24 protein-coding genes are annotated in these 25,769 nt (G+C 60.8%); 16 read left to right on the top strand and 8 right to left on the bottom strand.

Features of this window, described 5'->3' with window-relative positions; all coding sequences use genetic code 11:
* Window positions 1-13: 13 nt before the first annotated feature.
* A complete protein-coding gene (locus PL597_RS20070; RefSeq protein ID WP_149148167.1) occupies window positions 14-922 on the bottom strand; it encodes a hydrogen peroxide-inducible genes activator in 909 nt (302 codons plus the stop codon).
* A 208-nt stretch (window positions 923-1,130) separates the two neighbouring features.
* Between PL597_RS20070 and katG the strand changes: the two genes are divergently transcribed.
* Window positions 1,131-3,302, top strand: coding sequence for a catalase/peroxidase HPI (katG, locus tag PL597_RS20075; RefSeq protein ID WP_149148166.1), 2,172 nt, complete (start codon window positions 1,131-1,133; stop codon window positions 3,300-3,302).
* A gap of 11 nt (window positions 3,303-3,313) precedes the next feature.
* Here the strand turns inward: katG and PL597_RS20080 are convergent, their stop codons facing one another.
* Window positions 3,314-3,634, bottom strand: a complete 321-nt coding sequence (locus PL597_RS20080; RefSeq protein WP_271366095.1) for a hypothetical protein — start codon at window positions 3,632-3,634, stop codon at window positions 3,314-3,316.
* Window positions 3,635-3,848: 214 nt separating this feature from the next.
* On the opposite strand from PL597_RS20080, the gene PL597_RS20085 reads away from it, so the two are divergent.
* Window positions 3,849-4,742, top strand: coding sequence for a helix-turn-helix domain-containing protein (locus PL597_RS20085; RefSeq protein ID WP_210248739.1), 894 nt, complete (start codon window positions 3,849-3,851; stop codon window positions 4,740-4,742).
* A gap of 117 nt (window positions 4,743-4,859) precedes the next feature.
* Here PL597_RS20085 and PL597_RS20090 read toward each other — a convergent pair whose 3' ends face one another.
* Window positions 4,860-6,980: a TonB-dependent siderophore receptor gene (locus PL597_RS20090; protein ID WP_271366096.1), complete on the bottom strand. Its 2,121-nt coding sequence runs from the start codon at window positions 6,978-6,980 to the stop codon at window positions 4,860-4,862.
* A 221-nt stretch (window positions 6,981-7,201) separates the two neighbouring features.
* Between PL597_RS20090 and PL597_RS20095 the strand changes: the two genes are divergently transcribed.
* From PL597_RS20095 to PL597_RS20120, 6 genes are all read left to right on the top strand, one after another.
* A complete protein-coding gene (locus tag PL597_RS20095; protein WP_149148163.1) occupies window positions 7,202-8,212 on the top strand; it encodes an iron-siderophore ABC transporter substrate-binding protein in 1,011 nt (336 codons plus the stop codon).
* Complete coding sequence (locus PL597_RS20100; RefSeq protein WP_149148162.1) at window positions 8,209-9,252, top strand: FecCD family ABC transporter permease; 1,044 nt, start codon at window positions 8,209-8,211, stop codon at window positions 9,250-9,252. Before PL597_RS20095 ends, PL597_RS20100 begins: the two co-directional genes overlap by 4 nt.
* Window positions 9,249-10,289 carry a FecCD family ABC transporter permease gene (locus PL597_RS20105; RefSeq protein WP_149148161.1) on the top strand — a complete coding sequence of 347 codons (1,041 nt, stop codon included), beginning with the start codon at window positions 9,249-9,251 and terminating at the stop codon, window positions 10,287-10,289. Before PL597_RS20100 ends, PL597_RS20105 begins: the two co-directional genes overlap by 4 nt.
* Window positions 10,286-11,092 carry an ABC transporter ATP-binding protein gene (locus tag PL597_RS20110; protein ID WP_149148160.1) on the top strand — a complete coding sequence of 269 codons (807 nt, stop codon included), beginning with the start codon at window positions 10,286-10,288 and terminating at the stop codon, window positions 11,090-11,092. The genes PL597_RS20105 and PL597_RS20110 overlap by 4 nt, the downstream gene beginning before the upstream one ends.
* Window positions 11,093-11,170: 78 nt before the next feature.
* Window positions 11,171-11,449 carry a type II toxin-antitoxin system RelE/ParE family toxin gene (locus PL597_RS20115; RefSeq protein ID WP_149148159.1) on the top strand — a complete coding sequence of 93 codons (279 nt, stop codon included), beginning with the start codon at window positions 11,171-11,173 and terminating at the stop codon, window positions 11,447-11,449.
* 55 nt (window positions 11,450-11,504) lie between these two features.
* A complete protein-coding gene (locus tag PL597_RS20120) occupies window positions 11,505-11,804 on the top strand; it encodes a HigA family addiction module antitoxin (protein WP_149148158.1) in 300 nt (99 codons plus the stop codon).
* 19 nt (window positions 11,805-11,823) lie between these two features.
* Here the strand turns inward: PL597_RS20120 and PL597_RS20125 are convergent, their stop codons facing one another.
* Complete coding sequence (locus PL597_RS20125; protein WP_149148157.1) at window positions 11,824-12,696, bottom strand: helix-turn-helix transcriptional regulator; 873 nt, start codon at window positions 12,694-12,696, stop codon at window positions 11,824-11,826.
* Window positions 12,697-12,830: 134 nt separating this feature from the next.
* Here PL597_RS20125 and PL597_RS20130 point away from each other — a divergent pair, with 134 nt between their 5' ends.
* From PL597_RS20130 to PL597_RS20155, 6 genes are all read left to right on the top strand, one after another.
* Window positions 12,831-14,045, top strand: a complete 1,215-nt coding sequence (locus PL597_RS20130) for an amino acid ABC transporter substrate-binding protein (RefSeq protein WP_149148156.1) — start codon at window positions 12,831-12,833, stop codon at window positions 14,043-14,045.
* Window positions 14,046-14,115: 70 nt separating this feature from the next.
* Window positions 14,116-14,988: a branched-chain amino acid ABC transporter permease gene (locus PL597_RS20135; protein WP_149148155.1), complete on the top strand. Its 873-nt coding sequence runs from the start codon at window positions 14,116-14,118 to the stop codon at window positions 14,986-14,988.
* Window positions 14,985-15,893: a branched-chain amino acid ABC transporter permease gene (locus PL597_RS20140; protein WP_149148154.1), complete on the top strand. Its 909-nt coding sequence runs from the start codon at window positions 14,985-14,987 to the stop codon at window positions 15,891-15,893. The genes PL597_RS20135 and PL597_RS20140 overlap by 4 nt, the downstream gene beginning before the upstream one ends.
* A complete protein-coding gene (locus PL597_RS20145) occupies window positions 15,890-16,618 on the top strand; it encodes an ABC transporter ATP-binding protein (RefSeq protein WP_149148153.1) in 729 nt (242 codons plus the stop codon). The genes PL597_RS20140 and PL597_RS20145 overlap by 4 nt, the downstream gene beginning before the upstream one ends.
* Window positions 16,611-17,333 (top strand): ABC transporter ATP-binding protein, encoded by a 723-nt coding sequence (locus PL597_RS20150; protein WP_271366099.1) that lies wholly within the window; start codon window positions 16,611-16,613, stop codon window positions 17,331-17,333. Before PL597_RS20145 ends, PL597_RS20150 begins: the two co-directional genes overlap by 8 nt.
* A 16-nt stretch (window positions 17,334-17,349) precedes the next feature.
* Window positions 17,350-18,801 carry an aldehyde dehydrogenase gene (locus tag PL597_RS20155; RefSeq protein ID WP_271366100.1) on the top strand — a complete coding sequence of 484 codons (1,452 nt, stop codon included), beginning with the start codon at window positions 17,350-17,352 and terminating at the stop codon, window positions 18,799-18,801.
* Between the two features lie 30 nt (window positions 18,802-18,831).
* On the opposite strand, the gene PL597_RS20160 is transcribed toward PL597_RS20155, so the two are convergent.
* Window positions 18,832-19,728 carry a choline sulfate utilization transcriptional regulator gene (locus tag PL597_RS20160; protein WP_271366101.1) on the bottom strand — a complete coding sequence of 299 codons (897 nt, stop codon included), beginning with the start codon at window positions 19,726-19,728 and terminating at the stop codon, window positions 18,832-18,834.
* A 94-nt stretch (window positions 19,729-19,822) separates the two neighbouring features.
* Between PL597_RS20160 and PL597_RS20165 the strand changes: the two genes are divergently transcribed.
* Window positions 19,823-20,776 (top strand): choline ABC transporter substrate-binding protein, encoded by a 954-nt coding sequence (locus PL597_RS20165; RefSeq protein WP_149148149.1) that lies wholly within the window; start codon window positions 19,823-19,825, stop codon window positions 20,774-20,776.
* Window positions 20,777-20,791: 15 nt separating this feature from the next.
* Window positions 20,792-22,306: a choline-sulfatase gene (betC, locus tag PL597_RS20170; protein WP_149148148.1), complete on the top strand. Its 1,515-nt coding sequence runs from the start codon at window positions 20,792-20,794 to the stop codon at window positions 22,304-22,306.
* A gap of 15 nt (window positions 22,307-22,321) precedes the next feature.
* Here the strand turns inward: betC and PL597_RS20175 are convergent, their stop codons facing one another.
* From PL597_RS20175 to argH, 3 genes are read right to left on the bottom strand one after another with little or no spacing between them, the layout of a single operon-like run.
* Entirely contained in the window at window positions 22,322-23,215 is an 894-nt protein-coding gene (locus tag PL597_RS20175; protein ID WP_149148147.1) for a carbohydrate kinase family protein, read from the bottom strand.
* A complete protein-coding gene (locus tag PL597_RS20180) occupies window positions 23,212-24,252 on the bottom strand; it encodes an ABC transporter ATP-binding protein (RefSeq protein ID WP_149148146.1) in 1,041 nt (346 codons plus the stop codon). The genes PL597_RS20175 and PL597_RS20180 overlap by 4 nt, the downstream gene beginning before the upstream one ends.
* Complete coding sequence (gene argH, locus PL597_RS20185; RefSeq protein WP_271366104.1) at window positions 24,252-25,766, bottom strand: argininosuccinate lyase; 1,515 nt, start codon at window positions 25,764-25,766, stop codon at window positions 24,252-24,254. Before argH ends, PL597_RS20180 begins: the two co-directional genes overlap by 1 nt.
* Window positions 25,767-25,769: the final 3 nt, after the last annotated feature.

The raw sequence follows: 25,769 nt of genomic DNA on the forward strand, positions 1-25,769 counted from the left end.
GTGGCGGATTTCTTCAGGCGGCGGCCGCCAGCCTCCGGAGGCCGCATTCGCGGACGATCTCCGCAATATGGGCAAACTGCGCCGAGAGCGGATTGCTCTTGCGCCACACGATGCCGATGGTGCGGGAAGGACGAGGCTCCGCCAGCCGAAACACAGAGACCGTGGATTGCCGTGTCTCCATGTCGACCGCCATCTGCGGAATGAGCGTGACCCCGATGCCGGCACCGACCATCTGCACAAGGGTGGAGAGCGAGGAGCCTTCCATCAGCACGCGCGGCGGCGCATTGGTCGTGCTGCAGAAGGAAAGCGCCTGGTTGCGGAAACAATGGCCTTCTTCCAGTAACAGCAGGCGCATTTCGCCCAGCTTGTCGGCGCTCGGCACCGGCATGCCCGCGTCCTCCATCGGCCGCACAAGGATGAATTCCTCCGAAAACAGTGGAACTTCCTCCAGTGCCGGCTCCGAGACGGGCAGGGCGACGATCGCCATGTCCAGCCGGGCTTCCAGAAGGTCGTCGATGAGTTTCTGCGTCACCGCCTCGCGCGGGCGGGCCTCCAGTCCGGGATAATGCCGCGTGAGTGTCTTGATAATCTGTGGTAAAAGATAGGGTGCGACGGTGGGAATGACGCCGATGCGCAGGCGCCCGCTGAGCGGCCCATGCCGCGCCCGCGCCAGATCCTGCAACTCATCCACCGAACGCAAGATCGAGCGGGTGCGTTCGGCGAATTCCTCACCAAGCGCCGTCAGCCGGATCTGGCGGCTGCTCCGTTCAACGAGCGGTGCGCCGATCAGTTCTTCCAGCTCCCGGATCTGCAGCGACAGCGCCGGTTGGGAAATCGCGCAAGCCTCTGCCGCCCGGCCGAAATGGCCGATCTTGGCCAGCGCATCGAAATAACGGAGATGTTTCATGGAGAGCGCAATCATAAGCTCAGCATATCGCAGCCTTTAGAATATACAATTGGAAATTATGGAACCCGGCTGCTAGTCATTTTCATGACAGAAAGAGGCTGTAGCTGTGAGAGGTTACCAGCGTCGCTGCACGGTTTCCCATGACCAACTGCTGGCTCTGGCTTCCACGCTGCACATGTCGAATTGATTATTGGTTTAATTGTCAAACCCATCGGAGGGCGAAATGGACGCAACTTCAAAACCGGCTGGCAAGTGTCCTGTCATGCATGGAGGCAACACGGCCTCGGGTAGATCGGTGACCGAATGGTGGCCGAACGCGCTGAACCTCGACATCCTGCACCAGCACGACACCAAGACCAATCCGCTCGGCACCTCCTTTAACTATCGCGAAGCCCTGAAGACGCTCGACGTTGAGGCGCTGAAGGCCGATCTGCGCGCGCTGATGACCGACAGCCAGGACTGGTGGCCGGCCGACTGGGGCAGCTATGTCGGCATGATGGCGCGTGTTACCTGGCATGCGGCGGGCTCCTACCGCGTGACTGACGGTCGCGGCGGCGCCAACACCGGCAACCAGCGTTTTGCCCCGCTCAATTCCTGGCCGGATAACGTCAACACCGACAAGGGCCGCCGCCTGCTGTGGCCGATCAAGAAGAAATACGGCAACAAGATTTCCTGGGCAGACCTGATCGCGCTCGCCGGCACTATTGCCTATGACGTCGCAGGTCTGAAAACCTTCGGTTTCGCCTTCGGCCGTGAAGACATCTGGGCTCCGGAAAAGGACACCTATTGGGGTGACGAAAAGGAATGGCTGGCGCCGAGCGACGGCCGTTACGGCGACGTGACCAAGCCCGCGACGTTGGAAAACCCGCTTGCCGCCGTGCAGATGGGCCTCATCTACGTCAACCCGGAAGGCGTCAACGGCAAGTCCGATCCGCTGGCGACCGCCGCACAGATGCGTGAAACATTCGCCCGCATGGGCATGGATGACGAGGAAACCGTGGCTCTGACCGCCGGCGGTCACACCATCGGCAAGTCGCATGGCAATGGCAGCGCCGCCAACCTCAGTCCCGATCCGGAAGCCGCCGGCCCGGAATACCAGGGTCTTGGCTGGATGAACACCAAGGGTCGCGGTATCGGTCGCGACACGGTGGTGTCGGGCATTGAAGGCGCCTGGACCAGTCATCCGACCAAGTGGGACAACGGCTTCTTCGACATGCTGTTCAAGCATGAGTGGACGTTGACCCACAGCCCCGCCGGTGCATCGCAATGGGCGCCGATCACCATCGCCGAGGAAGACAAGCCCGTGGACGTCGAGGACGCCTCGATCCGCACCATCCCCATGATGACCGATGCCGACATGGCCCTGAAGGTCGATCCGATCTACCGCGAGATTTCGCTGAAATTCAAGGACGATCAGGACCATTTCTCTAAGGTTTTCGCCCGTGCATGGTTCAAGCTGACGCATCGCGACATGGGCCCGAAGTCCCGTTATTTCGGTCCGGACGTTCCGGCGGAAGACCTGATCTGGCAGGATCCCATCCCCGCAGGCTCCACCAGCTACGATGTCGCTGCCGTCAAGGCAAAGATCGCGGCGTCGGGCCTTTCTGTTGCCGATCTAGTTTCGACCGCCTGGGACAGCGCCCGCACCTTCCGCGGTTCTGACAAACGCGGCGGCGCCAATGGCGCACGCATTCGCCTTGCACCGCAAAAGGACTGGGAAGGCAATGAGCCCGCCCGTCTTTCGCATGTGCTTTCGGTTCTGGAGCCGATTGCCCGTGAAACCGGCGCGAGCATCGCGGATGTGATCGTTCTGGCCGGCAATTACGGTGTGGAACAGGCGGCGAGAGCGGCCGGCTTCGACATTGCCGTGCCTTTCTCGGCCGGCCGTGGCGATGCTTCCGCCGAGCAGACGGATGCCGACAGCTTTGCCCCGCTGGAACCGCTGGCGGATGGTTTCCGCAACTGGGTCAAGAAGGACTATGTCGTCAGCCCTGAGGAACTGCTGCTTGATCGCGCACAGCTTCTGGGCCTGACCGCGCCGGAACTGACCGTGCTCATCGGCGGCCTGCGCGTCATCGGCGCCAATTACGCCGGTGCGGCCCATGGTGTGTTCACCGACAAGCCCGGCGCGCTGACGACGGACTTCTTCACGACGCTGACGGACATGGCCTATTCCTGGGTTCCGACCGGCAACAATCTCTATGAGATTCGTGACCGCAAGACTGGCGCGACCAAGTATACGGCGACCCGCGTTGACCTCGTGATCGGTTCTAACTCCATCCTGCGCGCCTATGCAGAAGTGTACGCGCAGGATGACAGCAGGGAGAAATTCGTGCGTGACTTCGTCGCCGCCTGGACGAAGGTGATGAACGCCGACCGTTTTGACCTTCTGTAAGAAAAACCCGGCTATTTAAGAATAAACACCTCCCCGAGAAATCGGGGAGGTGTTTTGCGTTCTATCGACCGCCAAGGCGCAAGGTTTGCCGCGACGGTGAAAAGATTGCTGGACGCCTCATAGGCCCTCTTTATCTTGTTTGCGCAGGACGGTTTCCCTATCGCCGGTCCGATGACGGACGGTTTGCCGGCCGGGGTTTTTTCAGCGTCTGGCGACGGGGCTTTGCCGTCCTTCTCGTTTTCATGCGCGTCCGGCCCCGCCACGATCACGCCACGGCCGTGCTCCTCGCGCTTCTTGTCTGCGAAGTCGCCCGGTTCCTTATTGCTGTTCATGGTAATCTCCTTGTTGCACTTCTGTCAGGAGTTCAACGGCCGTCATGAGCAGAGGTTCCAGCGCGGTCGCCGCCGCGAACGTTTCACTTTATAACGATCTTTGCTATTAACATGAATTGATAAGTCATGTTAATGGGGCGCAGCGCGATGACTGGCGTGGTGCGCGCGTCTTTTCATACGCTCACCCTAACCCGACAACCGGACGGTACCCGCATTGAGTTTCTGGCATTCCATGACCTGGCACACGGAAGGGATCAGCGTCACTGCGCCGGTGAAATGGCGCCAGTTCGACGGACTGGTCAGTGCTTTCTGGGAGGCGGAAAGCCAGATGGGGGCGAAGGGTTATTATCTGGCCGCCGATCCGCGCATCATGATCTTTTTCAACGATGTCTCCTCGCGCATCAGCATGTCCAACCGCAATGGCGAATTTACCAACCATTCGCGGCCAATGACACGGGCGGTTTATGTGCCCGCCGGCGTGCCGATGTGGACGAGCAGCAGCGCCACGCACCGGTTCTCGCATCTCAACCTGCATATTCACAAGGACCGGTTGTTGCGCTTCCTGTCACCTTCGGTCGGCAGTTCCGCGGCGATGACGGCGCTGCGTCGCCCGGTCGAGATACAGGACATCGGTTCGGTGGAAACCCTTGCCGGCCTGCTTGTCGATGAGCTCTGCGAACCCTCGAAACATGCGGTCTACGCGGAAAGTCTTGTCGGCAGCATCGTTGCCGGCCTGCTGGATATTCCCGGCCCTGCTCCGGAGCAGGCTAATGGCAGGCTGACGCAGGCGCAGTTGAACAAGCTTCTTGCCCAGGTCGAAAAACGTGGCGACGACCGTATGACGGTTGCCGAGATGGCCGATATCGTCGGGCTTTCGGAAAGCTGGTTCGCCACCGTATTTCGCCAGACCACCGGCAAGACGCCGCTGCAATGGCAATTGGAGCGGCGCATCAATGCCGCCCAGAAACTTCTGCTGGAAGGCGATCTGACGGTGGCCGATATCGCCGCCCAGCTCGGCTTTTCCGATCAGGCCCATCTGACCAAGGCTTTCCGCCAGTCCGTAGGCAACACGCCCGCCGCCTGGCGACGTCTGCACAAGCTGCTTTGACGGGGCGAGATCGGTGTCTTGATGCGACCCGGTCAGATCCTCGGGACAAGCCCGAGGATGACTTTATGTGTTAGAAAAACTATGCAATATTCTGAAAAATATTGCTAATGTCGTTTTTTACCACGTCTTTCGCAAGGTTATGGAAAACGCCCGACCGGGATTATAAAAGTCAGCGCCGAACCCGCCATAAGAGACATGTTTTTCGTTGAAGATGTTGGAAACATTGACGTCCAGCGAGGCAGTTTCCTGAATCTTGTAGCTGAACGCGGCATCCACGGTCACGCTGCTTCCGGTTTCGACCTTGTTGGCATTGTCGAAATAATAGGCGCCTGTATAGCGGCCGCCGAGACCGAAGGTCATGTCGCCGAAATGGTCGTTGCCAGCAAGCGTATAATTGACCCACAATGAAGCCTGATGCTCTGGCACGAATTGCGGCCGGTTGCCGACATTGCCGCCGGTGCCGTTTTCCGTGATTTCCGCGTCGAGATAGGAATAGGCCGCCGTCAGGCTGAGATTGTCGGTCACTTCCGCCTTGGCTTCGAGATCGAGACCGCGCACGCGTACCTCGCCGATGGTGGTCGGCAGGCTGGTGATCGGGCTGGTAACGGTAATGTTGTTCTTCTTCAGATCGTAGATCGATGCGGTGAACAGGGCCGGGAAAGCGTCGGGCCGGTATTTCACCCCGAGTTCGATCTGCTCGCCGCGTTCGGGCTCTACCGTCAGGCCGGATGCGGGCACTACCGATTCGGCATAGCTGATATAAGGCGCGATTTCGTTGGTGACCTTGTAGGACACGCCGATGCGCTTGGTCAGTTCGCTGATGTCGCCGCTGGCCGTCGTGCCATTCAGCCGATTGGTCTGCTCGGTGTCGATCCAGTCGTTGCGCAGGCCGGCGCTGACGATCAGCCTGTCGAAGAAGGTGAAGTCCTGCTGGAGATAGATCGCCTTGGTCTTCTGATCCGTCAGGGAGTCGGCATAGAGCGGCACGGAAGCGGGTGCGCCGGTATAGACCGGGTTCATCCAGTTGATGCTCGGCGCAGCACCGAAGTAGCTTTTGCTGCCGGATTCGTAGTTGTTATAAAAAACGCCGACGAGGCTGCGGCTTTCGACAGTTTCAAACCGCGTGTCATATTGCAGGCGTGTGTCGATCAGGAAGTTTTCGGTCTCGGTGTCGTTTCCGAAATAGGACCGGTTGGCGATGGTCGAACCGTTGGTCGGTGTCGACGAGATATAGGCGTAACCGAAGTCCGTATTCGCCTTGCTGTAGCGCGCATTGGAACTCAGCGTCAGGCCGGAGCCGAAATCGTGGTCGAACATCACGCTCAGCGAATTGCGGTTCGTGCCGCGATAATTGTAGTCCGGTTCGCCGAAGAAGCGGCTCCGGTCGAAATGCGAGCCGACGGGATGGCCGCCCCCGCCCGGAACGCCATCCTTGTTCAGATGATCGTAAACCACGGTAAGGCTGGTGACGTCCGTGGGGCGCCAGGTTAAGCCGCCCATGAAGAATTTCTCGTCGTCGCGGGAATAGTCATATTCCGCATCGGCATTTCTGAGCTTGCCGGTCAGGCGATAGGACAGCGTGTCGTCGCTGGTGATATTGTCGCCAAAGTCGAAGCCGGTTTCGGCGCGGCCATAGGAGCCGCCGGTGACATAGGCTTCACCGAAACGGGTGCGCTTCGGCACCTTGGTGGAATAATTCACCGAGCCGCCGGGATCCGAGACGCCAAAGGTGGTGGAATTTCCGCCCTTCAGCACTTCCACACGCTCATAGGCATAGGTTTCTTCGCGCAGCGCGCCGAAGGGACGGCCAAGCGTCAACCCGTCGCGATAGGTATAGGCGTCGAAACCGCGAATCTTGAAATAGTCGAAACGGTCGTCGGAGCCGTAAAAATCCGTTGTCACACCGGCGGTATATTGCAGCGCCTCTTCCACGCTCTGCACGCCGCGCTGCTGCATTTCCCTGGCGGTGATGACGGAAACGGAGGCCGGTGTGTCGAGAATATCGGTCGCCATCTTGCTGCCGCTTGTGGTGCGGGTGGCGACAATGGACTTCTGGTCATTGTCGCCGCTATCGATGGTGATGCGCTCCAGAACCGTGCTGCCGCCCGTATTGGCAGCTTCCTGCGCCAGAAGGGAGCCGGGCAGGGTGGCGACAAGCGCCGTGCAGGCAAGCAGCGCCCTATCCTGATAACGACGTCGCGTGGTTTTGCGGTGTCTGCCTTCGGTTTCGATATTCATTGGTATGTTCCAGACGTTGATGCCCCGACCGCCGCTTGCACGGCCCACTCTCGAAGCGCCCAATAACTTGAGAAAGTTTGTCCGGTATTGTAACTTTTTGCGGTTTTGTACAAAACCCCGGAAATTTCACCGCTGTTGCGACGCCATTTCCTGCCTGGGCTTGACGGGGGCATTTGAAGCTGAGAGTTCAACTCCACTTTTGAACCTTTGAGAGCTCGCCAATGCTTTGCCCGTTCCGCTGCCTCATGTCGGTATTTGTGCTTTTCCTGTCGATGATCGCGCCGAATATGGCCGCGGCGGAGGAGACAACCCGCTATCCCATCGTCATCAAACATGCGTTCGGCACGACCACGATTGCGAAGAAACCGCAGCGGGTCGCGACTGTCGCCTGGGCCAACCATGAGGTGCCGTTGGCCCTCGGCATCGTGCCTGTCGGCTTTGCGGCGGCCAATTTCGGCGATGATGACGGCGATGGCCTGCTGCCATGGGTGGCGAAGCGGCTTACCGAACTCGATGCCGCAAAGCCTGTTCTGTTCGACGAGGGTGACGGTATAGATTTCGAGGCCGTGGCGGCGACGCAGCCGGATGTCATCCTTGCCGCCTATTCAGGCCTCAGCCAGTCCGACTACGATACGCTGAGCCAGATCGCCCCTGTCGTCGCCTATCCCGTTTCTCCCTGGGCAACGGACTGGCGCGAGATGATCCGATTGAACAGCGCCGGTCTTGGCATGGCGGCCGAAGGTGAAGCGCTAATCAAACGCATAGAGGGTGAGATTGCTGAGGTCGTTGCCGGCCACCCGCAGCTGAAGGGCAAGTCGGCCATGTTCGTCACCCATCTCGACGCCACCAATCTCAGCGTCGTCAATTTTTATACGGCCAATGACACCCGGGTGAAGTTTTTCGCCGATCTTGGGCTTTCCTCGCCGAAAAGCGTCTTGGAGGCGACGAAGCCGGGGCAATTCGCCGCCGGCGTCAGCGCCGAGCGTGTGGATGCCTTCGACGATGTCGATATCGTCGTGACCTATGGCAGTGAGCAGCTGCTGAATGCCATGCGGGCCGATCCGCTTCTCGCGCGCATGCCGGCCGTTGCCAATGATGCCATCGTCATGCTGGGCCGCGATCCGCTTGGCACCGCCTCCAACCCCACGCCGCTGTCGATTTCGTGGGTGTTGAAGGACTATGCCGATCTTCTGGCAAAGGCCGCCGACAAATCCTCCGGGAAATCGCAGTGACAATGTCCGGCCCTGGCAAAGCGACGGCCGTGCTGCTCGCCGGCCGCTCCAACCGCGTGCGAACGGCCTGGCTCGGTGCGGTGCTGGCGCTTCTCGCACTGCTTTGTGCGCTCTCCGTCGCCATCGGCACGCGTGAGGTCTCTTTTGCGGATATTGTTGGTGGGCTCAGCGGCCGCGTCGCGACGGTTGCCGAGGCGGCCGTCGCGGTGCGCCTGCCGCGCACGCTGCTTGCCCTGCTTTCCGGGGCGGCACTTGGGCTGGCCGGGGCCATCATGCAGGGCGTCACCCGTAATCCGCTTGCCGATCCAGGCATTCTCGGTGTCAACATGGGGGCGTCGCTCGCCGTCGTCATCGGCATTGTCTGGTTCGGCATCGCCACGGCGCAGGCCTTCATCATGGTCGCGATTGCCGGGGCGGGGGGATCTGCGGTTTTCGTTTATGTCGTCGGTTCGCTCGGGCGAGGCGGGGCGACACCGTTGAAACTCGCACTTGCGGGCGCCGCCACCTCCGTCGCCTTTTCCTCGCTCGTCGTCGCCGTCGTGCTGCCGCGTAGCGATATTGCCGGCGGCATCCGTTCCTGGCAGATCGGCGGCGTCGGTGGGGCGACTTTCGAGCGCATCGAGACCGTGCTGCCCTTTCTGGCCGCCGGCTTCATCATCAGCCTGCTTTCGGCGCGCAAGCTGAATTCTCTGGCGCTCGGAGACGAACTCGCCGCCGGGCTTGGCGAGAATGTTGCGGTGGCCCGAGCCGTAGCCTCCTTCGGTGCCATTCTGCTCTGCGGTGCGGCTACCGCCATTTGCGGGCCGATCGGTTTTGTCGGGCTGGTGGTGCCGCATCTCTGCCGCCTGCTCGTCGGGGTGGACAATCGCTGGCTTTTGCCGTTCTCGGCACTTGGCGGTGCGTGCCTGCTGCTTGCCGGCGATATTGTCGGGCGCATCGTGGCGCGGCCGTCGGAACTCGATGTCGGCATCGTCACCGCCCTTGTCGGTGCGCCTTTCTTCATCTGGATTGTCAGACGCCAGAGGGTGCGCGAATTATGACCATATCCGCTCCCGTCATCGAAAATCTTGTTTTCAATCGCCATGCCCGTCAGCGCCGGCGCCGTCTTGTCATCGCCGCCCTGTCGGTGATCCTGATCGCCGCTTTCGCAATTACGCTGATGCTCGGGCAATCCTTCACGCCGCCCGGCGATGTCACTCGTGTTCTGTTGGGGGAGGAGATTGCCGGCGTCACGTTCACCGTCGGGCAGCTGCGCCTGCCGCGCGCGCTCCTTTCGGTTCTCGCAGGCCTGAGCTTCGGGCTCGGCGGCGTCGCCTTCCAGATCATGCTGCGCAATCCGCTCGCCAGTCCCGATATTATCGGCATCAGTTCCGGCGCAAGTGCGGCGGCCGTTTTCGCCATCGTCGTTTTGCAGATAAGCGGTCCGCTAATCTCGGTCTTCGCCGTCGCGGCCGGTCTCGGCGTCGCGCTTCTCGTCTATCTCCTGTCCTTCCGCAACGGCGTGGCCGGCACGAGGCTTATCCTCGTCGGCATCGGCGTTTCAGCCATGCTGGAAAGCTTCATCGCCTATATACTCTCCGTTGCGCCGGCATGGACGTTGCAGGAGGCGATGCGCTGGCTGACCGGCAGCGTCAACGGCGCCAAAATCGCCCAGTTGCTGCCGCTCCTCATCGCGCTCATCCTGTTCGGCGGCCTGCTCCTCAGCCGGGCGCGTGATCTGGAAGCGTTGAGACTGGGTGACGACGCCGCCGCAGCGCTCGGCGTGCGGGTGGGACGAACCCGTATCATCGTCATCATCGCCGCAGTCGGCATGATCGCCTTTGCAACGGCGGTCTCCGGGCCGATCGCCTTTGTCGCTTTTCTCTCCGGGCCGATTGCGGCGCGCATCGTCGGCAGCAACGGCTCGCTGCTCCTTCCTGCGGCTCTGGTCGGGGCTGTGCTGGTGCTGGTTGGCGATTATTGCGGCCAGTTTCTGTTGCCAGGCCGTTATCCGGTCGGCGTCGTTACCGGCGCGCTCGGTGCGCCCTATCTGATTTACCTGATCGTGCGGGTCAACCGCAGCGGAGGCTCGTTATGACCGGCCACTCCCTTTCCGTGAACGGCCTGTCGGCCGGCTACGGCGAAAACCTCATCATAGAAGGGCTGGATCTCACCGTTCCGCGCGGCAAGATCACCGTCATCGTCGGCGCCAATGCCTGCGGCAAGTCCACCTTGCTGCGCAGCATGTCACGGCTCATTACGCCACGCGCCGGTCAGGTTCTGCTCGATGGAAAATCGATTCATCGACTTGCCTCCCGCGATCTCGCAAAGCGCATGGGCCTTTTACCGCAATCGCCGATAGCGCCGGAGGGTATCGTGGTTGCCGATCTCGTCAGCCGTGGCCGGCACCCACATCACGGCCTCTTCGCCCGCTGGTCGCGGCAGGACGACGAGGCCGTCGCCGCAGCCCTTGTCGCCACCGATACGGTGGAACTGGCCGAGCGGCCGGTGGATGAGCTTTCCGGCGGCCAGCGTCAACGCGTCTGGATCGCCATGGCGCTCGCTCAACAGACAGACATATTGCTGCTGGATGAACCGACCACCTTCCTCGATATCAGCCACCAGGTCGAGGTGCTGGATCTTCTGACCGACCTCAACCACGCCCGCGAGACCACCATCGTCATGGTGCTGCATGACCTCAATCTCGCGGCCCGTTATGCCGATCATCTCGTTGCCATGAGGGACGGGAAGCTGCATGTGTTCGGCACGCCGGAAGAGGTGCTGACGGAAGAGAATGTCCGTCACGTCTTCGGCATCGAAAGCCGGGTCATCGAGGATCCGACCTCGGGCAAGCCGATGATGCTGCCAATCGGGAGGCATCGAACGGTGGTGGGGTGGTAATAGCCGTATCTCTTTGAGATACGGCTCTGTTGACTTCTGTGCGTATCGGTTTATGATACCAACATCGCGAGGCCAACAATGATCCGCTCTTTCAAAAACAAGCTGACCGCGTCGATTGACGACGGATCTGTGAAGAAGGGCTTTCCCGCCGATCTGGTACGCCGCGCCCAGCAGCTGCTCACGATCCTGGACGCGGCGACCACGGTAGAAGACTTTCGGTCACCGCCCGGTAACCGTTTGGAGGTGTCCGGCGACCGTGAAGGCCAATATTCGATCCGGATCAACAAGCAGTGGCGCATCTGCTTCGTCTGGACGGAAGCAGGGCCGGAAAACGTTGAAATAACCGACTATCACTAGTCTGGCATTTTTGTGGAGAGGCTCATGACAAATCGGCCAAGGAGGGCCAGCGAGCATGACAATCAGTAAATCGCCTCCGATCCATCCGGGGGAAATCCTGCGGGAACTCTATCTTGAGCCGCTGGGGATGTCTGCTTACGCTCTTGCAAAGCACCTCAATATTCCGCGCACCCGCATAGAACGCATTGCCGGAGAGAAACTCGGTATCACCGCCGACACCGCCTTGCGCCTGGCAAAATTTTTCAAGACCACACCGGAATATTGGCTGAACCTGCAGAACGCCTTTGACATTAAGGCGGCGGCTGCGAGGCTGGAAGCGGACCTTGCCAATATCAAAGAACTGGAAGCGGCTTAATTCTCAGCCGCCTGTCAGGTCACGGCCAGGCCGCATAAGATGGCGGCGGAACCTTCTGCATTCGCGTTGCCGTTCTCCTGAAACGGCCGGGAGACGTGCCCTCGTTGCGAGTGAAAAAGCGGTTGAAGTATCCAGGGTCCTGAAAGCCCAATCGGAATGCGATTTCAGCGACTTGCAGCGATGAGTTCACAAGAAGGTCGCGCGCTTCGGACAGCAGTTCCCGGTGAATATAGGCCTGCGGCGAAAGCCCCGTCGCCTTGCGCACCGCAAATCCCAGCCGTTCGCGATTGACGCCGAGTTGCCTTGCATAGTCTTCCACGCCCCATTGATCACGTTTGTGCTGGCTGACCAGCAGCACGAAACGCTCGGTGAGGCTGCCAGGCGTGGAGACGGCTGCGGCAATATCGGCGATGGCGTGCTGGCATATGCGAATGAGGGTGACGGAGAGGAGGCTGGTGATGATCGTGTCTGAGCCGGTTGTCGCGCGGACATTTTCGCTGGCGATGGTCTCAAGATAACCCGCCAGTTCCTGCCGGTCCTTCTCCGCCGGCGTCTGCGTCAGAACACGTTGCAATATATTGCGAACAGCGCTTGCGCTCGTGCCGGTGGGCATCGCATGGGCAAGCCCGATTTCCGTCGTCTTAAGCAGCGATCCACGGCTTCCGGCATTCAGCCGGAGGCGGCCATTAGGACCGATGGGCAGCCAGATCAGCCCCGGTGCCGGGACAGGCAGCGTCTTTTCACCCTGTATGATTTCCGCTTCCCCGGCGGACAGGAGAAGGAGATGGGCGCTATCCGATTCCAGCCGGAACTCGGATATGCGCAGCGTCGAGGCGAGGGTGCGCGCCGTGATCTCCACGCGATTGCCGGCAATCTGGCTGTGCAGCGGCATTCGACCTCCAAAAGTGCAATAATGCGCTACATTAGTGCATTTTATATGCGGCTGTCATTGCTAAACTTTGATCAGCGCAGGGGAAAGCCTTGAGGAGAATGGCAACCCCGACAACGCGCTTTGGGAGGAACATCATGAATAGTCTGAAGCGCAGAACGCTGTTCTGCCTGCTCTCCAGTGCTGCCCTGTCGGCGGTATTTTTCGGTCACGCCAATGCGCAGGACCGCACCTCGGTGAAGATCGGTTATGCGGTCTCAAAAAGCGGCGCCAACGCCACGGGCGCCGGCATCACCACCATTCCCAACTACAAATTATGGGTGAAGGAGGTCAACGATGCCGGCGGCCTCACCCTGCCGGATGGCAAGCGCCTGCCGGTGGAAGTGGTCGAATATGACGACCGTTCCTCGGCCGAGGATGCGGTGCGGTTCACCGAGCGTCTGGCGAGCCAGGACAAGGTCGATTTCATTCTGCCGCCCTGGGGAACGGGCTTCAATCTGGCCGTCGCTCCGCTCTACGACCGTTTCGGTTATCCGCAGCTTGCGGTGACTGGCGTCACCGACAAGGCGCCCGAATTTGCCGCCCGCTGGAAAAAGAGCTTCTGGATGCTCGGTGGTGGCCATGATTATGCCAATGCACTGGCCGATGTTTTGAAAGCCGCACGCGATGCCGGCCAGATCAACGACAAGGTCGCGGTGATTTCGGTGGCTGACGGTTTCGGCATCGATCTCATCAAGGCCGCGCGGCCGGCGCTGAAGGAAGCGGGTTTCACGCTTGCCTATGACAAGACCTATCCGGTCGGCACCTCGGATTTCGCAGCACTTGTGAACGAGGCGGCGGCGAGCGGCGCGGACAGCTTCATTGCCTTTTCCTATCCGCCCGACAGTTTCGCGGTGACGAAACAGGCGCAGACCGCGCGATTCAACCCGAAGGTTCTTTATGTCGGTGTCGGCGGTGCGTTCCCGATTTTCCCGAAGGTCTCCGATGGCAAGCAGGAAGGCGTGATCAGCATCGGCGGCGTCGATGGCAGCAGCGACAAGATCGAGGATTATTTCAAGCGCCACGAAGCCTTCATCGGCGCCAAGCCGGACAGCTGGGCAAGCGCCATCACCTATGCGAGCCTCGAAATGCTTGCCCAGTCCATCCAACGTGTCGGCCTTGATAAGGCGGCGGTGGCGAATGAGCTTTCGACGGGAAGTTTCCAGACCGTCATCGGCCCGGTCAAGCTTGAAGACAACCAGCTTCGCCAGCTCTGGTGGGCGGGACAATGGCAGGGTGACCGTTTCGTGGCGATTGCGCCCGCAGACCGCCCGGGCGCAGCGAAGCCGGTCATTCCGAAGCCGCAATGGTGAGCCTTTGCCGGCCGGGGCCGTAAACCCCGGCCGGAAGGCTTCGGCCATGTTCCATACTGGAGACGTTCCCTTGTTTTTATCCACCCTCATCTTCGGTTTGATGCTGGGAGGGACCTATGCGCTGATCGCGCTTGGACTTTCGCTGCAATATGGCATCGCCCGCATCATGAACCTTGCCTATGGCGAAGTGCTGATTGCGGCTGCCTTCATCACCTTCGTGCTGTTTTCCGCCTATGGCCTGTCGCCACTCTGGTCTCTTTTCATCATCGTTCCGCTCGGTTACGCCCTGTCTTTCGTCATCTACCGGGTCATGATGCGGCCGCTGGTGCGCCGTTCGGGCGCGTCCGGCCGTCTGGAAGTCGATTCCATTCTGGCGACCTTCGGGCTGCTCTTCGTTATCCAGGGCATCATGCTGGTGGCGTTCGGCGGCAACTACCATTCCTATTCCTACCTCTCCGATGGCGTCGACGTCTTCGGCACGACAGTGGCGCTGGACCGGCTCTTGTCCTTCGGCCTGTCGGTCGCAATCGGTGGCGGGCTATATCTGGCGCTCACCCACAGCCGCTGGGGCCTCAACCTGCGGGCGGTCGCGCTGGCGCCCAAATCCGCGCCGCTGGTCGGCATCGATGTGAATCGCGTGGCCTCAATCGGTTTTGCGCTTGGCGGCGCACTCGCCGTGGCAGGCGGGGTGATGATCTCTATGTATCAGACTTTTTCCGCCTCCTATGGCGTTGTCTTCACCATGAAGGCGCTTGTCGTCGTCATCATGGGCGGTGTTGGCAATCTGCTCGGCGCGCTGGTTGCCGGCCTGCTGCTTGGCCTCGTGGAAACCTTCGTACTCGTTTACGTTGATCCCGGCCTCACGCTTGCCGCCACCTATCTGCTTTTCCTTGTGGTGCTGCTCTGGCGTCCGGAAGGCATTTTCGCAAGGAGGGGCAAATGATCCCGCTTCTCATCGGCCTTGCCGCAGCCGCGCTGCTGGCGCTTTCCCCCTTCTTTTTCGATGCCTATGGCGTCGGTGTTATCATCGGCCTTCTCGGTTATGCGACGCTTGCCTCCGCCTGGGCGATGTTCTCCGGTCCGACGCGGTATATTTCGCTCGCCACCGTCGCGTTCTTCGGTGTCGGGGCCTATACGGTTGCGGTGCTGAGCGAAGTCTTACCATGGCCGCTCGTCCTCCTGAGTGCGGCCCTTGTCGGCGCGTCGCTGGCGCTCGTCGTCGGGCTGTCCACACTGCGCGTCGCCGGCATTTATTTCGTGATCTTTTCCTTCGGTCTTGCCGAACTTATCCGTCAGCTCATCACCTGGTATGAGGTGAATGTGACGGGCACGCTCGGGCGTTACATCTTCCTGCCGCTGGAGCCGCAGCATGTGCTCTGGCAATTGCTGGCGCTGGCTGTCATTACCCTTCTGCTGTCGATCCTCATCGACCGCAGCAAGCTCGGACTGGCGTTGAAGGCAATCGGTGACGACGAGGTCGTGGCCGCCCATGCGGGCATTAATCTCGCACGCACCAAGCTGACGCTTTTCGTGCTGTCGGCCACGATCATCACGCTTGTCGGCGCCATTCAGGCCCCGCGCTGGGTCTATATCGAGCCGGCCATCGTCTTTAATCCGCAGGTCTCGTTCCTCACCGTCATCATGGCACTGCTTGGCGGAGCCACACGACGCTGGGGACCGATCCTCGGTGCGGTGCCGCTGTTCCTGCTGTTCGAGTGGCTGGGTGCCAACTTCCCCAATCATTTTTCCATCATTCTCGGCGCTCTCTTCATCCTCATCGTGTTCGTGCTGCCGGATGGCGTGCTCGCGGCGCTCGAGAAGTTGCGCAAAAAGGAGAAAGCCGCATGAGCGCCGTTCTCGAAATCACCGATATCCGCAAGACCTTCGGCGGGCTGAAGGCGGTGGATGGCCTTGGTCTTACCATCGAGGCCGGCGAAGTCGTCGGGCTGCTTGGGCCGAACGGTTCCGGCAAGACGACGCTGATGAATCTCATCTCCGGGGCGTTGAAGCCGACCGAAGGGTCGATCCGGCTCAAAGGGCAGGAGATTGCGGGCAGACGGCCGGATGTGATTGCGCGCGCCGGCGTGGCGCGCACCTTCCAGCTCGTGCGGCTTTTGCCTTCGCTTTCCCTACTCGAAAACGTTGCCGTATCGGCCATGTTCGGCCCGCAACGGCTTTCGCGTCCCGAGGCGGAGAAGGTTGCGCGCGCCTGCCTTGAAAGGATTGGTCTTGCCGGGCGGGAGACGATGCCGGCTGGCGATCTCACCTATATTGACCAGAAACGCCTTGAACTGGCGCGTGCGCTTGCGGGTGAACCGAAGCTTCTGTTGCTGGATGAATGGCTCGCGGGCCTCAATCCCACCGAACTTCAGGAGGGAATAGCGCTGATCCGGCGGCTGGCATCGGAGGGTACGACGATCTTGCTGGTGGAACATATCATGGCCGCCGTGCGCGCCCTTTGCTCGCGCTCGGTGGTCATGGCGGCCGGTCGCAAGATTGCCGACGGGCCGACGGCAAGGGTGCTTGACGATCCGCACGTCATTTCCGCCTATCTGGGAGCGGCACATGCTTGAAATAGACGCACTGACAATCCGCTACGGCAAACATCTCGCGGTTGACGGCATATCGCTCAATGTCGCCAAGGGCGAAACGGTGGTGCTGCTCGGTGCCAATGGAGCCGGCAAGTCGTCACTGCTGAAGGCGGTCGGCGGCCTAGTTGCGGCAGCCGCCGGCGACGTGCGCGTCAATGGCGAGTCGCTTGCCGAGGTTCCCGCCCATCAGATCGTGGAGCGGGGTGTGGCGCTGGTGCCGGAGGGGCGCGGAATTTTCGCGGCGTTGACGGTGGAAGACAATCTCCGTCTCGGATCCAATCCCCGCCATGCCCGTTCAGCGGAAAAGACGACAAGAGAGCATATTTTTTCGCTGTTTCCGCGGCTTGCGGAGCGGCGGCAGCAGCTTGCCGGCACCATGTCCGGCGGCGAGCAGCAGATGGTCGCCATCGGCCGCGCGTTGATGTCGGCACCGGATTATCTGCTGCTGGATGAACCGAGCCTTGGTCTTGCGCCCATCGTTACACAGGAACTTTTTGCCGCTTTGGCGGAGATCAAGAAAAGCGGCCTTTCCATTCTGCTCGTAGAGCAGAATGTGCGCGAAAGCCTCGCGCTTGCCGATCGCGGTTATTTGCTGGAAGCAGGGCGGATTGTCGGGGCAGGCACGGCTGAAGCCCTGTCCGCCGATCCCGCCGTGCAACGGGCGTTTCTTGGCGGCACCACCGCCGCCATTGTCTGAATTCAGGAGGAAGATCATGCAGACTGTCAATCTTTTCATCGGTGGCGACCATTGCCCGGCCACAAGCGGCAAGCGCTTCGAACGCAGCAACCCCATTACCGGCGACGTGGCGACGAGTGCTGCGGCGGCAACAGTGGAGGACGCTACCCGCGCGGCCGATGCCGCGGCGGCCGCTTTCCCGGTCTGGTCGGCAACGCCGCCCGGTGAACGCCGTCGCCTGCTTCTGGCCGCTGCGCAGGCGCTTCTGGCCGCAGGGCCCGATATTACCCAGGCGATGAAGGAAGAAATCGGCGCAACCGACGCCTGGGCCGGTTTCAACGTCAAACTGGCAAGCGATATGCTGGTGGAGGCCGCAAGCCTCACCACCCAGATCAAGGGCGAGATCATTCCGTCCAACCGTCCGGGAACCGTGGCCATGGCGCTGCGCCAGCCAGCGGGCGTTGTGCTGTCCATCGCGCCGTGGAACGCGCCGGTTATTCTCGGCGTGCGCTCCATCGCCACGCCGCTTGCCTGCGGCAATACGGTGGTGATGAAGACCTCGGAACTCTGCCCACGCACCCATGCGCTGATCATTGAGGCGGTCGCTTCCGCCGGTCTGCCCAAGGGCGTGCTCAACGCCGTCTCCAACGCGCCGGAAGATGCCGCAAAGATCGTCGATACGCTGATCGCACACCCCGCCGTCAGACGCGTGAATTTCACCGGCTCGACCCGTGTCGGCCGGGTGATTGCCGAAACGGCCGGCCGTTACCTGAAACCCGCGCTGCTGGAGCTTGGCGGCAAGGCGCCGTTCATTGTGCTTGACGATGCCGATATCGACGCAGCTGTCGCGGCTGCGGCTTTCGGCGCATACATGAACCAGGGCCAGATCTGCATGTCGACGGAACGCATCATCGTGCTCGACAGCGTCGCCGATGCGTTTGTGGAGGCCTTCGCCAAAAAAGCGTCGAGCCTCACGGCTGGCGATCCGCGTGAGGGCAAAACACCGCTCGGCTCGCTGGTCAGCGCCGAAGCAACCTCGCGCATTCGGGCGCTGGTGGATGACGCCGTCTCCAAGGGTGCACGGCAGGTCGCCGGTGGCGGCGGCAACGGCACGATGCTGGATGCGATTGCCGTCGATGGCGTCACCCCCGCCATGCGGCTCTATTCGGAGGAAAGTTTCGGTCCGGTCGTTTCCATCATCAGGGCCGGCAGCATCGATGAGGCGGTAAGCATTGCCAATGAAACCGAGTTCGGCCTCTCCGCTGCGATTTTCGGTAGGGATCAGGCACGGGCGCTGTCCATTGCCGCCCGTATAGAAAGCGGCATATGCCACATCAACGGTCCAACCGTTCACGATGAAGCGCAGATGCCCTTCGGCGGGGTTAAGGCCTCCGGCTACGGCCGCTTCGGCGGCACGGCGGGCATTGCGGAATTCACAGAGCTACGCTGGGTCACGTTGCAGGACGGACCGCTGCATTATCCGATCTGAACAGGAAACGGTACAAGCTGGCGGGCGGCGTTACCGCCGCTCGTCGATCAGCCAGCCGGTGAGTTTTCTCACCGCGGTGTCGCTGCTTTTCGGTCGCATCAGCCAGTAGCCGCGCCCCGGTGCATCGAGGCTTGGGCCTGCCGTCACCAGCACGCCGGCCTGAAGCAACGGATCGACCAGTCCGGCCCAGCCGAGCGCGAAACCCTGCTCGCCAATGGTTGCCTGCACCACCATGGTGTAATTGTTGAAGCTGATGTCGCCGCCATCGTGGTCGGCCGGTCTCTGCACGCCGAAATGCTTGAAGTAGGAAGGCCAGTCGAACCAGTGCGCTTGCGAGGTGTTTTCGAGGTGAATGAGCTTCCGTCGCGAAAAATCCGCAACGGTTGCGGATGCCGGTGTCTCGGTCAGCAGGGCAGGCGAGCAGACCGGCGTGACCTTTTCCGAAAGTAGCAGCACCGCGCCGTCGCCGGCCTCCTGCCGCGTGCCGAAAATGATCATCACGTCGCTATCGTGCTTGCCCTGGCCCAGCGGATCCTGCGTGGCGACGATCTGGATATTGATATCCGGATTGAGCGTTCGAAAGCCATGCATGCGCGGGATGAGCCATAAGGAAGAAAAGGCATAGTCCGTGTGCAGGCGGATGGTCTGCCGTTCCTCCGTCCGGCGAAGCTGTTGTGCGAGATGGTCGATGGCGTCAACATTGCGTGAAACAATCTCGAATAGTTTTTGTCCCTCGGCCGTTAGTTCGATGCCGCGATGTCTGCGCTGCACGAGCGCTACGCCCAGTTCCTCCTCCAGGCGGCGAATCTGATAGCTTACGGCCGGTTGCGTCAGCCGCAGGGATGCCGCCGCCGCCGTCAGGCTGCCGCGGCGGGCAACCTCGGTGAAAATGCGCATCCATCCCAGATCGAGCGGCCGGTCTGACATTAAAATTCCTTATATCAACCATCGAAAAATACCCGCTTCACAGGCAAAAGCAACGTGGTGTTCAATAAACTGGATTGATAAAAGGGGAGCCGCAATGAAAACCATTTCTCATCTGCATCGCATCGCCGCCGGTCTCATCCTGTCGGTGGCAGCCTTCTCCACCCCGCTTCAGGCGGCCGATGACGCGGCCTGCAAGACCATCCGCCTCAGCGATCCCGGCTGGACCGACATCACCGCCACCAATGGTGTCGCGTCCGTGCTGCTCGATGCGCTTGGCTATGAGGCCGACGTCAAGACGCTGTCAGTGCCGATCGGCTATCAGGCGATGAAGAACGGCGAGATCGACGTTTTTCTCGGCAACTGGATGCCGGCGCAGAAATCCTTCGTAGATGATCTTGATGCCGCCAAGGCGGCAGAGGTGATGACGAAGAACCTCGAAGGCGCCAAGTTCACGCTGGCGGTGCCGGCCTATATGGCGGAAAAGGGCGTGAAGGATTTCGCCGATCTCGCCAAACACGCCGATGAGTTCGAAAGCAAGATTTACGGCATCGAGCCGGGCGCGCCGGCCAACCAGAATATCCAGAAGATCATCGACGCCAATGATTTCGGCCTGAAAGGCTGGCAACTCGTCGAATCCGGCGAGCAAGCCATGCTGGCGCAGGTGGAGCGGGCGGGCAGGGACAAAAAGGCCGTGGTATTCCTCGCCTGGGCGCCGCATCCGATGAATGAGAAGATCGATATCGCCTATCTCTCCGGCGGGGACGCCTATTTCGGCCCGAATTTCGGCGGCGCGGAAGTCTACACGCTCGCCCGCACCGGCTGGCCGCAGCAATGCCCGAATGCGGCGACGCTGTTCAAGAACCTCAAATTCGATATTGGCATGGAAAACAGCCTGATGGGTTCCATCCTCGGCGGCGAAGATTCCAAGGCCGCGGCGACGGCCTGGCTGAAGGCGAATCCCAAATCGCTGGATGGCTGGCTGCAGGGTGTCACCACGCTGGATGGCAAGCCGGGTGCGGACGCCGTCAAAGGCAAGCTTGGCCTCTAAAATCGGAAAGTGGAAATGCCGCGTCCCAATATTCTGATCCTGATGGCCGACCAATTCAACGGGACGTTTTTTCCCGATGGCCCGGCCGATTTTCTCTACGCACCACATCTCAAAACATTGGCGAAGCGCTCTGTGCGCTTCGCCAATACCTATACGGCAAGTCCGCTCTGCGCGCCGGCGCGCGCCTCCTTCATGTCCGGGCAGTTGCCAAGCCGGACACGGGTCTATGACAATGCCGCCGAATTCGCTTCCGATATTCCGACCTATGCGCATCACCTGCGGGCGGCGGGTTACTACACCGGTCTTTCGGGAAAGATGCATTTCGTCGGCCCGGACCAGCTGCATGGCTTCGAGGAGCGCCTGACGACTGATATCTATCCGGCTGATTTCGGCTGGACGCCTGATTATACCAAGCCGGGCGAGCGGATCGACTGGTGGTATCACAATCTCGGTTCGGTGACCGGCGCTGGTGTCGCGGAAATCACTAACCAGATGGAATATGATGACGAGGTGGCCTACAACGCCACCCGCAAGCTTTACGACCTGTCGCGCCGCCTCGATGAGCGGCCGTGGTGCCTGACTGTCAGCTTCACCCATCCGCACGATCCCTATGTGGCGCGGCGCAAGTTCTGGGATCTATACGAGGACTGCCCGGCGCTCGATCCGCAGTCGCAGGCGATTGCCTTCGAGGAGCAGGACCCGCATTCGAAGCGGCTGCTGGAAGCCTGCGATCATGGGGCATTCGAGATCACAGGCGAGCAGATACGCCGGGCACGGCGCGGTTATTTCGCCAATATCTCCTATATCGACGAAAAGATCGGCGAAATCCTCGACGTGTTGAAAGCGACACGGATGGAGGACGACACCATCATTCTCTTCCTGTCGGACCATGGCGATATGCTGGGCGAGCGTGGCCTGTGGTTCAAGATGTGTTTCTTCGAAGGCTCCGCTCGTGTACCGCTGATGGTGGCCGCACCCGGCTGGCAGCCGGCTTTGATCGACACGCCGGTCTCGACACTCGATGTCACGCCGACGCTGTGCGGGCTGGCGGGTCTCGATATCACTTCGCTCAAACGCTGGACGGATGGCGAGGATCTGGCGGCGCTTGCCAAGGGAACCGGCGGGCGTGGCCCGGTGCCGATGGAATATGCCGCCGAAGGCTCGATAGCACCGCTCGTTGCCCTTCGCGATGGGCGCTACAAGCTGTCGGTTTGCGAAGCCGATCCGCCGCTGCTTTACGATCTTGAGGCTGATCCGGAAGAGCGCACGAACCTTGCCGGCGATCCGGCTTTGCGCGATGTGCTTTCATCGCTTTCCGCCGAGATTGGTCGGCGCTGGCAATTGCCGGTCTTCGACGCTGCCGTTCGCGAAAGTCAGGCGCGGCGCTGGGTGGTCTACAAGGCGTTGCGCAACGGGGCTTATTATCCATGGGATTACCAGCCCCTGCAGAAAGCCTCGGAACGCTACATGCGCAACCACATGGACCTCAACGTGCTGGAGGAAAACCAGCGTTTTCCGCGGGGAGAGTGAAACAGGCGGGATGCCTCAAGCGGCGGCCGTCTCCCTTGGTGCGCCGCCTGCCGCCTGCACGGCAAGGCTGCCCGCAGCGACCCCGGCTTTGAGGCATCGCTGTTCGTCCTGTCCCTCAAGCCACGCATCGAGAAAACCGGCATTAAAGGCGTCGCCTGCGCCGGTCGTATCGATAACCGGGACTTTCTGGGCCGCTACATGCCGCAGCCCCCTCTGAGAGGAAACCCACGCCCCCTGCGCGCCACCTTTCAAAGCCACGACGGGAAACGCCTCTGATAAAGCGCGGATCGCGATTTCCGGGTCAGAATGACCAGTGATTGCTTCGGCCTCTTCGAGATTCGGCAAAAAAACGTCGACGCCGGCACAGGCCTGGAGCAGGCCCTTGTCATAGATCAGCGAAGCATCCCAGCTTGGGTCGAGCGAAACGGACAATCCGCTTGCCTTGGCGCGGGAGACCAGGTCGGGCATCTCATGCAGAGTGGCGAATTCGGCGATGTGCAGATGCCGGGCGGTTTCCCACGCAAAGGCGGCATCCAGCGTCGAAGGCCGGGCGGCACCGGCGCGACGCGTCAAAAAAGCCCGGTCCTGACCAACCACTGTCGCCACCGTGACTTGCGGTCCGGCATCTGCTGAATGTTCCAAAAACTGCAGGTCGACGCCGCTTCGCGCCATTTTCTCACCGATATCTCGCGAAAACGTGTCGGTGCCGAGCCTTGCCAGCAGCGCAACGGGTCGGCCGATATGGGCGAAATGCGCGGCGGCAATGAAAGCTCCGCCGCCGGCGGCAATTTCCATGTCGCGGGCAAACAGTTCCCGGCCGAGCACCGGCAATTCGTCAAGCCCGGTGAAAATGAGGTCGCAATAGATCCGGCCGACGCTGATGACGGCAGTTTTTTCCGTTGTCATCATGCGCGGCCCAGAAGCTTTTCCGTCTTGGCGTCGAAAAGATAAAGCGAACCTCGCTCCGCCTGGCATTGCAGCCGGCTGCCGACGGCCGGAATGGTTTTGCTTCGCGCAGTGGCGATCACCGAACTGGTGTCGGTGTCCAGATGAACAAGCGTCTCCGGCCCGAGCGGCTCGACCGCCGTTACCGTTCCCTCAAGCGTGAACGTCGCCTGAGCAGCACCGTTCTCGCCGACCAGCAGATCATGCGGCCTGACGCCGATCAGAAGGTCTCCCGTGGCCGAGGGCGCAACGCTGTCGCCGGCGCTGGTTCCGCGCAGGAGGTTCATCGAGGGGCTGCCTATGAAGCGTGCGGTAAAGATGTCGACGGGTGTTTCGTAAAGTTCCGTCGGCGTGCCGACCTGCAATATGTGGCCGTCCTTCATCACCACGATACGATCCGCCATGGTCATGGCTTCCACCTGATCATGGGTGACGTAGACGGTTGTCGTCTTAAGACGTTGGTGCAAGCGTTTGATTTCAATGCGCATCTGCGATCTCAACTGCGCGTCTAGATTGGAGAGCGGCTCATCGAAAAGAAAGGCAGCAGGATCGCGCACCATGGCGCGGCCGATGGCGACGCGCTGCCGCTGGCCGCCCGACAAAGCGGCAGGACGGCGGTCGAGCAGGGCCTCAAGCCCCAGCACCCGGCCGGCCTCTTCGATGCGGCGGTTCTTTTCCGCCCTGTCGAGCTTTGATGTATAAAGTCCGAAACCGATATTCTGGCGAACCGTCATATGCGGGTAGATCGCATAATTCTGAAAGACCATGGCGATGTTGCGCTGCTTCGGTTCTTTCTCGTTGACGACGTTTCCGGCGATTTTCAGCGTGCCGTCGGAAATTTCCTCCAGACCCGCGATCATTCTAAGGGTGGTGGATTTTCCGCAGCCGGAGGGGCCGACAAAAACGACGAACTCGCCGTCTTCAATGGCAAGGTCTATGCCCTTGACTGCTTCGACCTTGCCGTAGCGCTTCACGAGTTGATTGAGTTCGATTGTCGCCATTATCGCGCTCCCGTCAGGGCGGTGAATTTCTCTGCCAGTTCGGCGGCTTTCGCCGCTTCGTGATCGGCGAAACGCCGTGCTTCCGCCGCAAAAGCGCCGAGCCTGTTGCGGTATGCCGCAATCGCTTCCCGCATGGGTTCAGGCGCCGGGCCGCCGAAGCGGCTGCGCACGGCGACAAAGTGTTCCGGCGAGACGATCTGCTTAAATTTTTCCTCGTCGATGCCGGTATCGCGTCCTGCCAGTTCCCGAAACGCCTTGAGGAACGGTTGGTAACCCTCATTCGGCAGATCGCCCTTCAGCGCGACGACGCTCTTGGCAACAGTCGCGGCAATTTCATGCGCCTGACGGAATGACAGGTCTTCGATGCGGACAAGTGAATCCGCCAGTTCGGTGATGGTGATGCAGGAGCGGCGAATATTCTGGTCGACCCTTTCAGGATCGATGCTGATCTGGCCAACGAGGCTGGCGAGAAGATCGAGTACCCGGCTGGCAGAAGTGAAGGCTTCATAACCCATACCCTGCGTCTCGCCCTCGCTGTCATTCATGTCGGTGAAGGGCGTGTTGTGCATTACATCCAGCACCGTGCGTGCCCGGCCGAATGTCTGGCTGGCGAGGTGGCGCAGATGTTCGATCGGCACCGGGTTGCGTTTCTGCGGCATGATCGAGGAAATCTGCACCAGCGAATTCGGTACATAGATCTGGCCGACCTCAAAACTCGTCCAGAACTGGAAATCCTGAATAAGCCGGCCGAGATGCAGGAACATCAGTTCGATCGCGCCATAGGTCGCTGTTGTATAATCCACGGCGGCGATGCAGGAATAGGAATTGCGTAAGGGTGCGGCAAACCCCAGCAATTCGGCAACCCGCGCCCGGTCGATGGGAAAACCTGACGTGGTGATGGCGGCGGCGCCCATCGGCGACAGATCGACGATGCGTCGCGCTTCGGCAAAACGCTCGATATCCCGGATCAGCACTTCGATGGCGGCGGAAAGGTAGTGGCCGAAGGTGGTGGGCTGGGCCGGCTGACCATGCGTATAGGCTACGATCAGGGTGGATTGATTGCGCTCGGCGGCATCGATCAGCGCTTTTAAGAGAACGCGCGCCTTGGCGGTGAGCGTGTCGATCTTGTCCTTGAGGCCGATCTTGAACAGCGTGTGATCGATATCGTTGCGTGAACGCGCCGTGTGAAGGCGGCCGGCTACATCGACGCCGATGCGGGCTTTCAGCTCCTTCTCGATCAGGAAGAAGAAATCCTCGACTTCGCCGGTATAGACCAGCTCCGATGGCTCGATGGTCCTGTCGATATCCTCAAGCGCGCCGGCGATCTTCGCCGCTGTTTCGGCATCGAGAATGCCGGTTTCGCGCAGCATGACCAGATGGGCGCGGTCGATACGGCGGAAGCCGTCGACATGGTGGTTCTTGGCACCGTCGAACAGCGGGCGCAGCACGGTTTCCTTATAGACAGGGTCGGGAAACTTGCTGGTGTCGGACAGGCGCGGGTTCATATCGGCCATGAT

This window comes from Agrobacterium sp. ST15.13.013, assembly GCF_027956525.1.
Classification (GTDB): Bacteria; Pseudomonadota; Alphaproteobacteria; order Rhizobiales; family Rhizobiaceae; genus Agrobacterium; species Agrobacterium salinitolerans.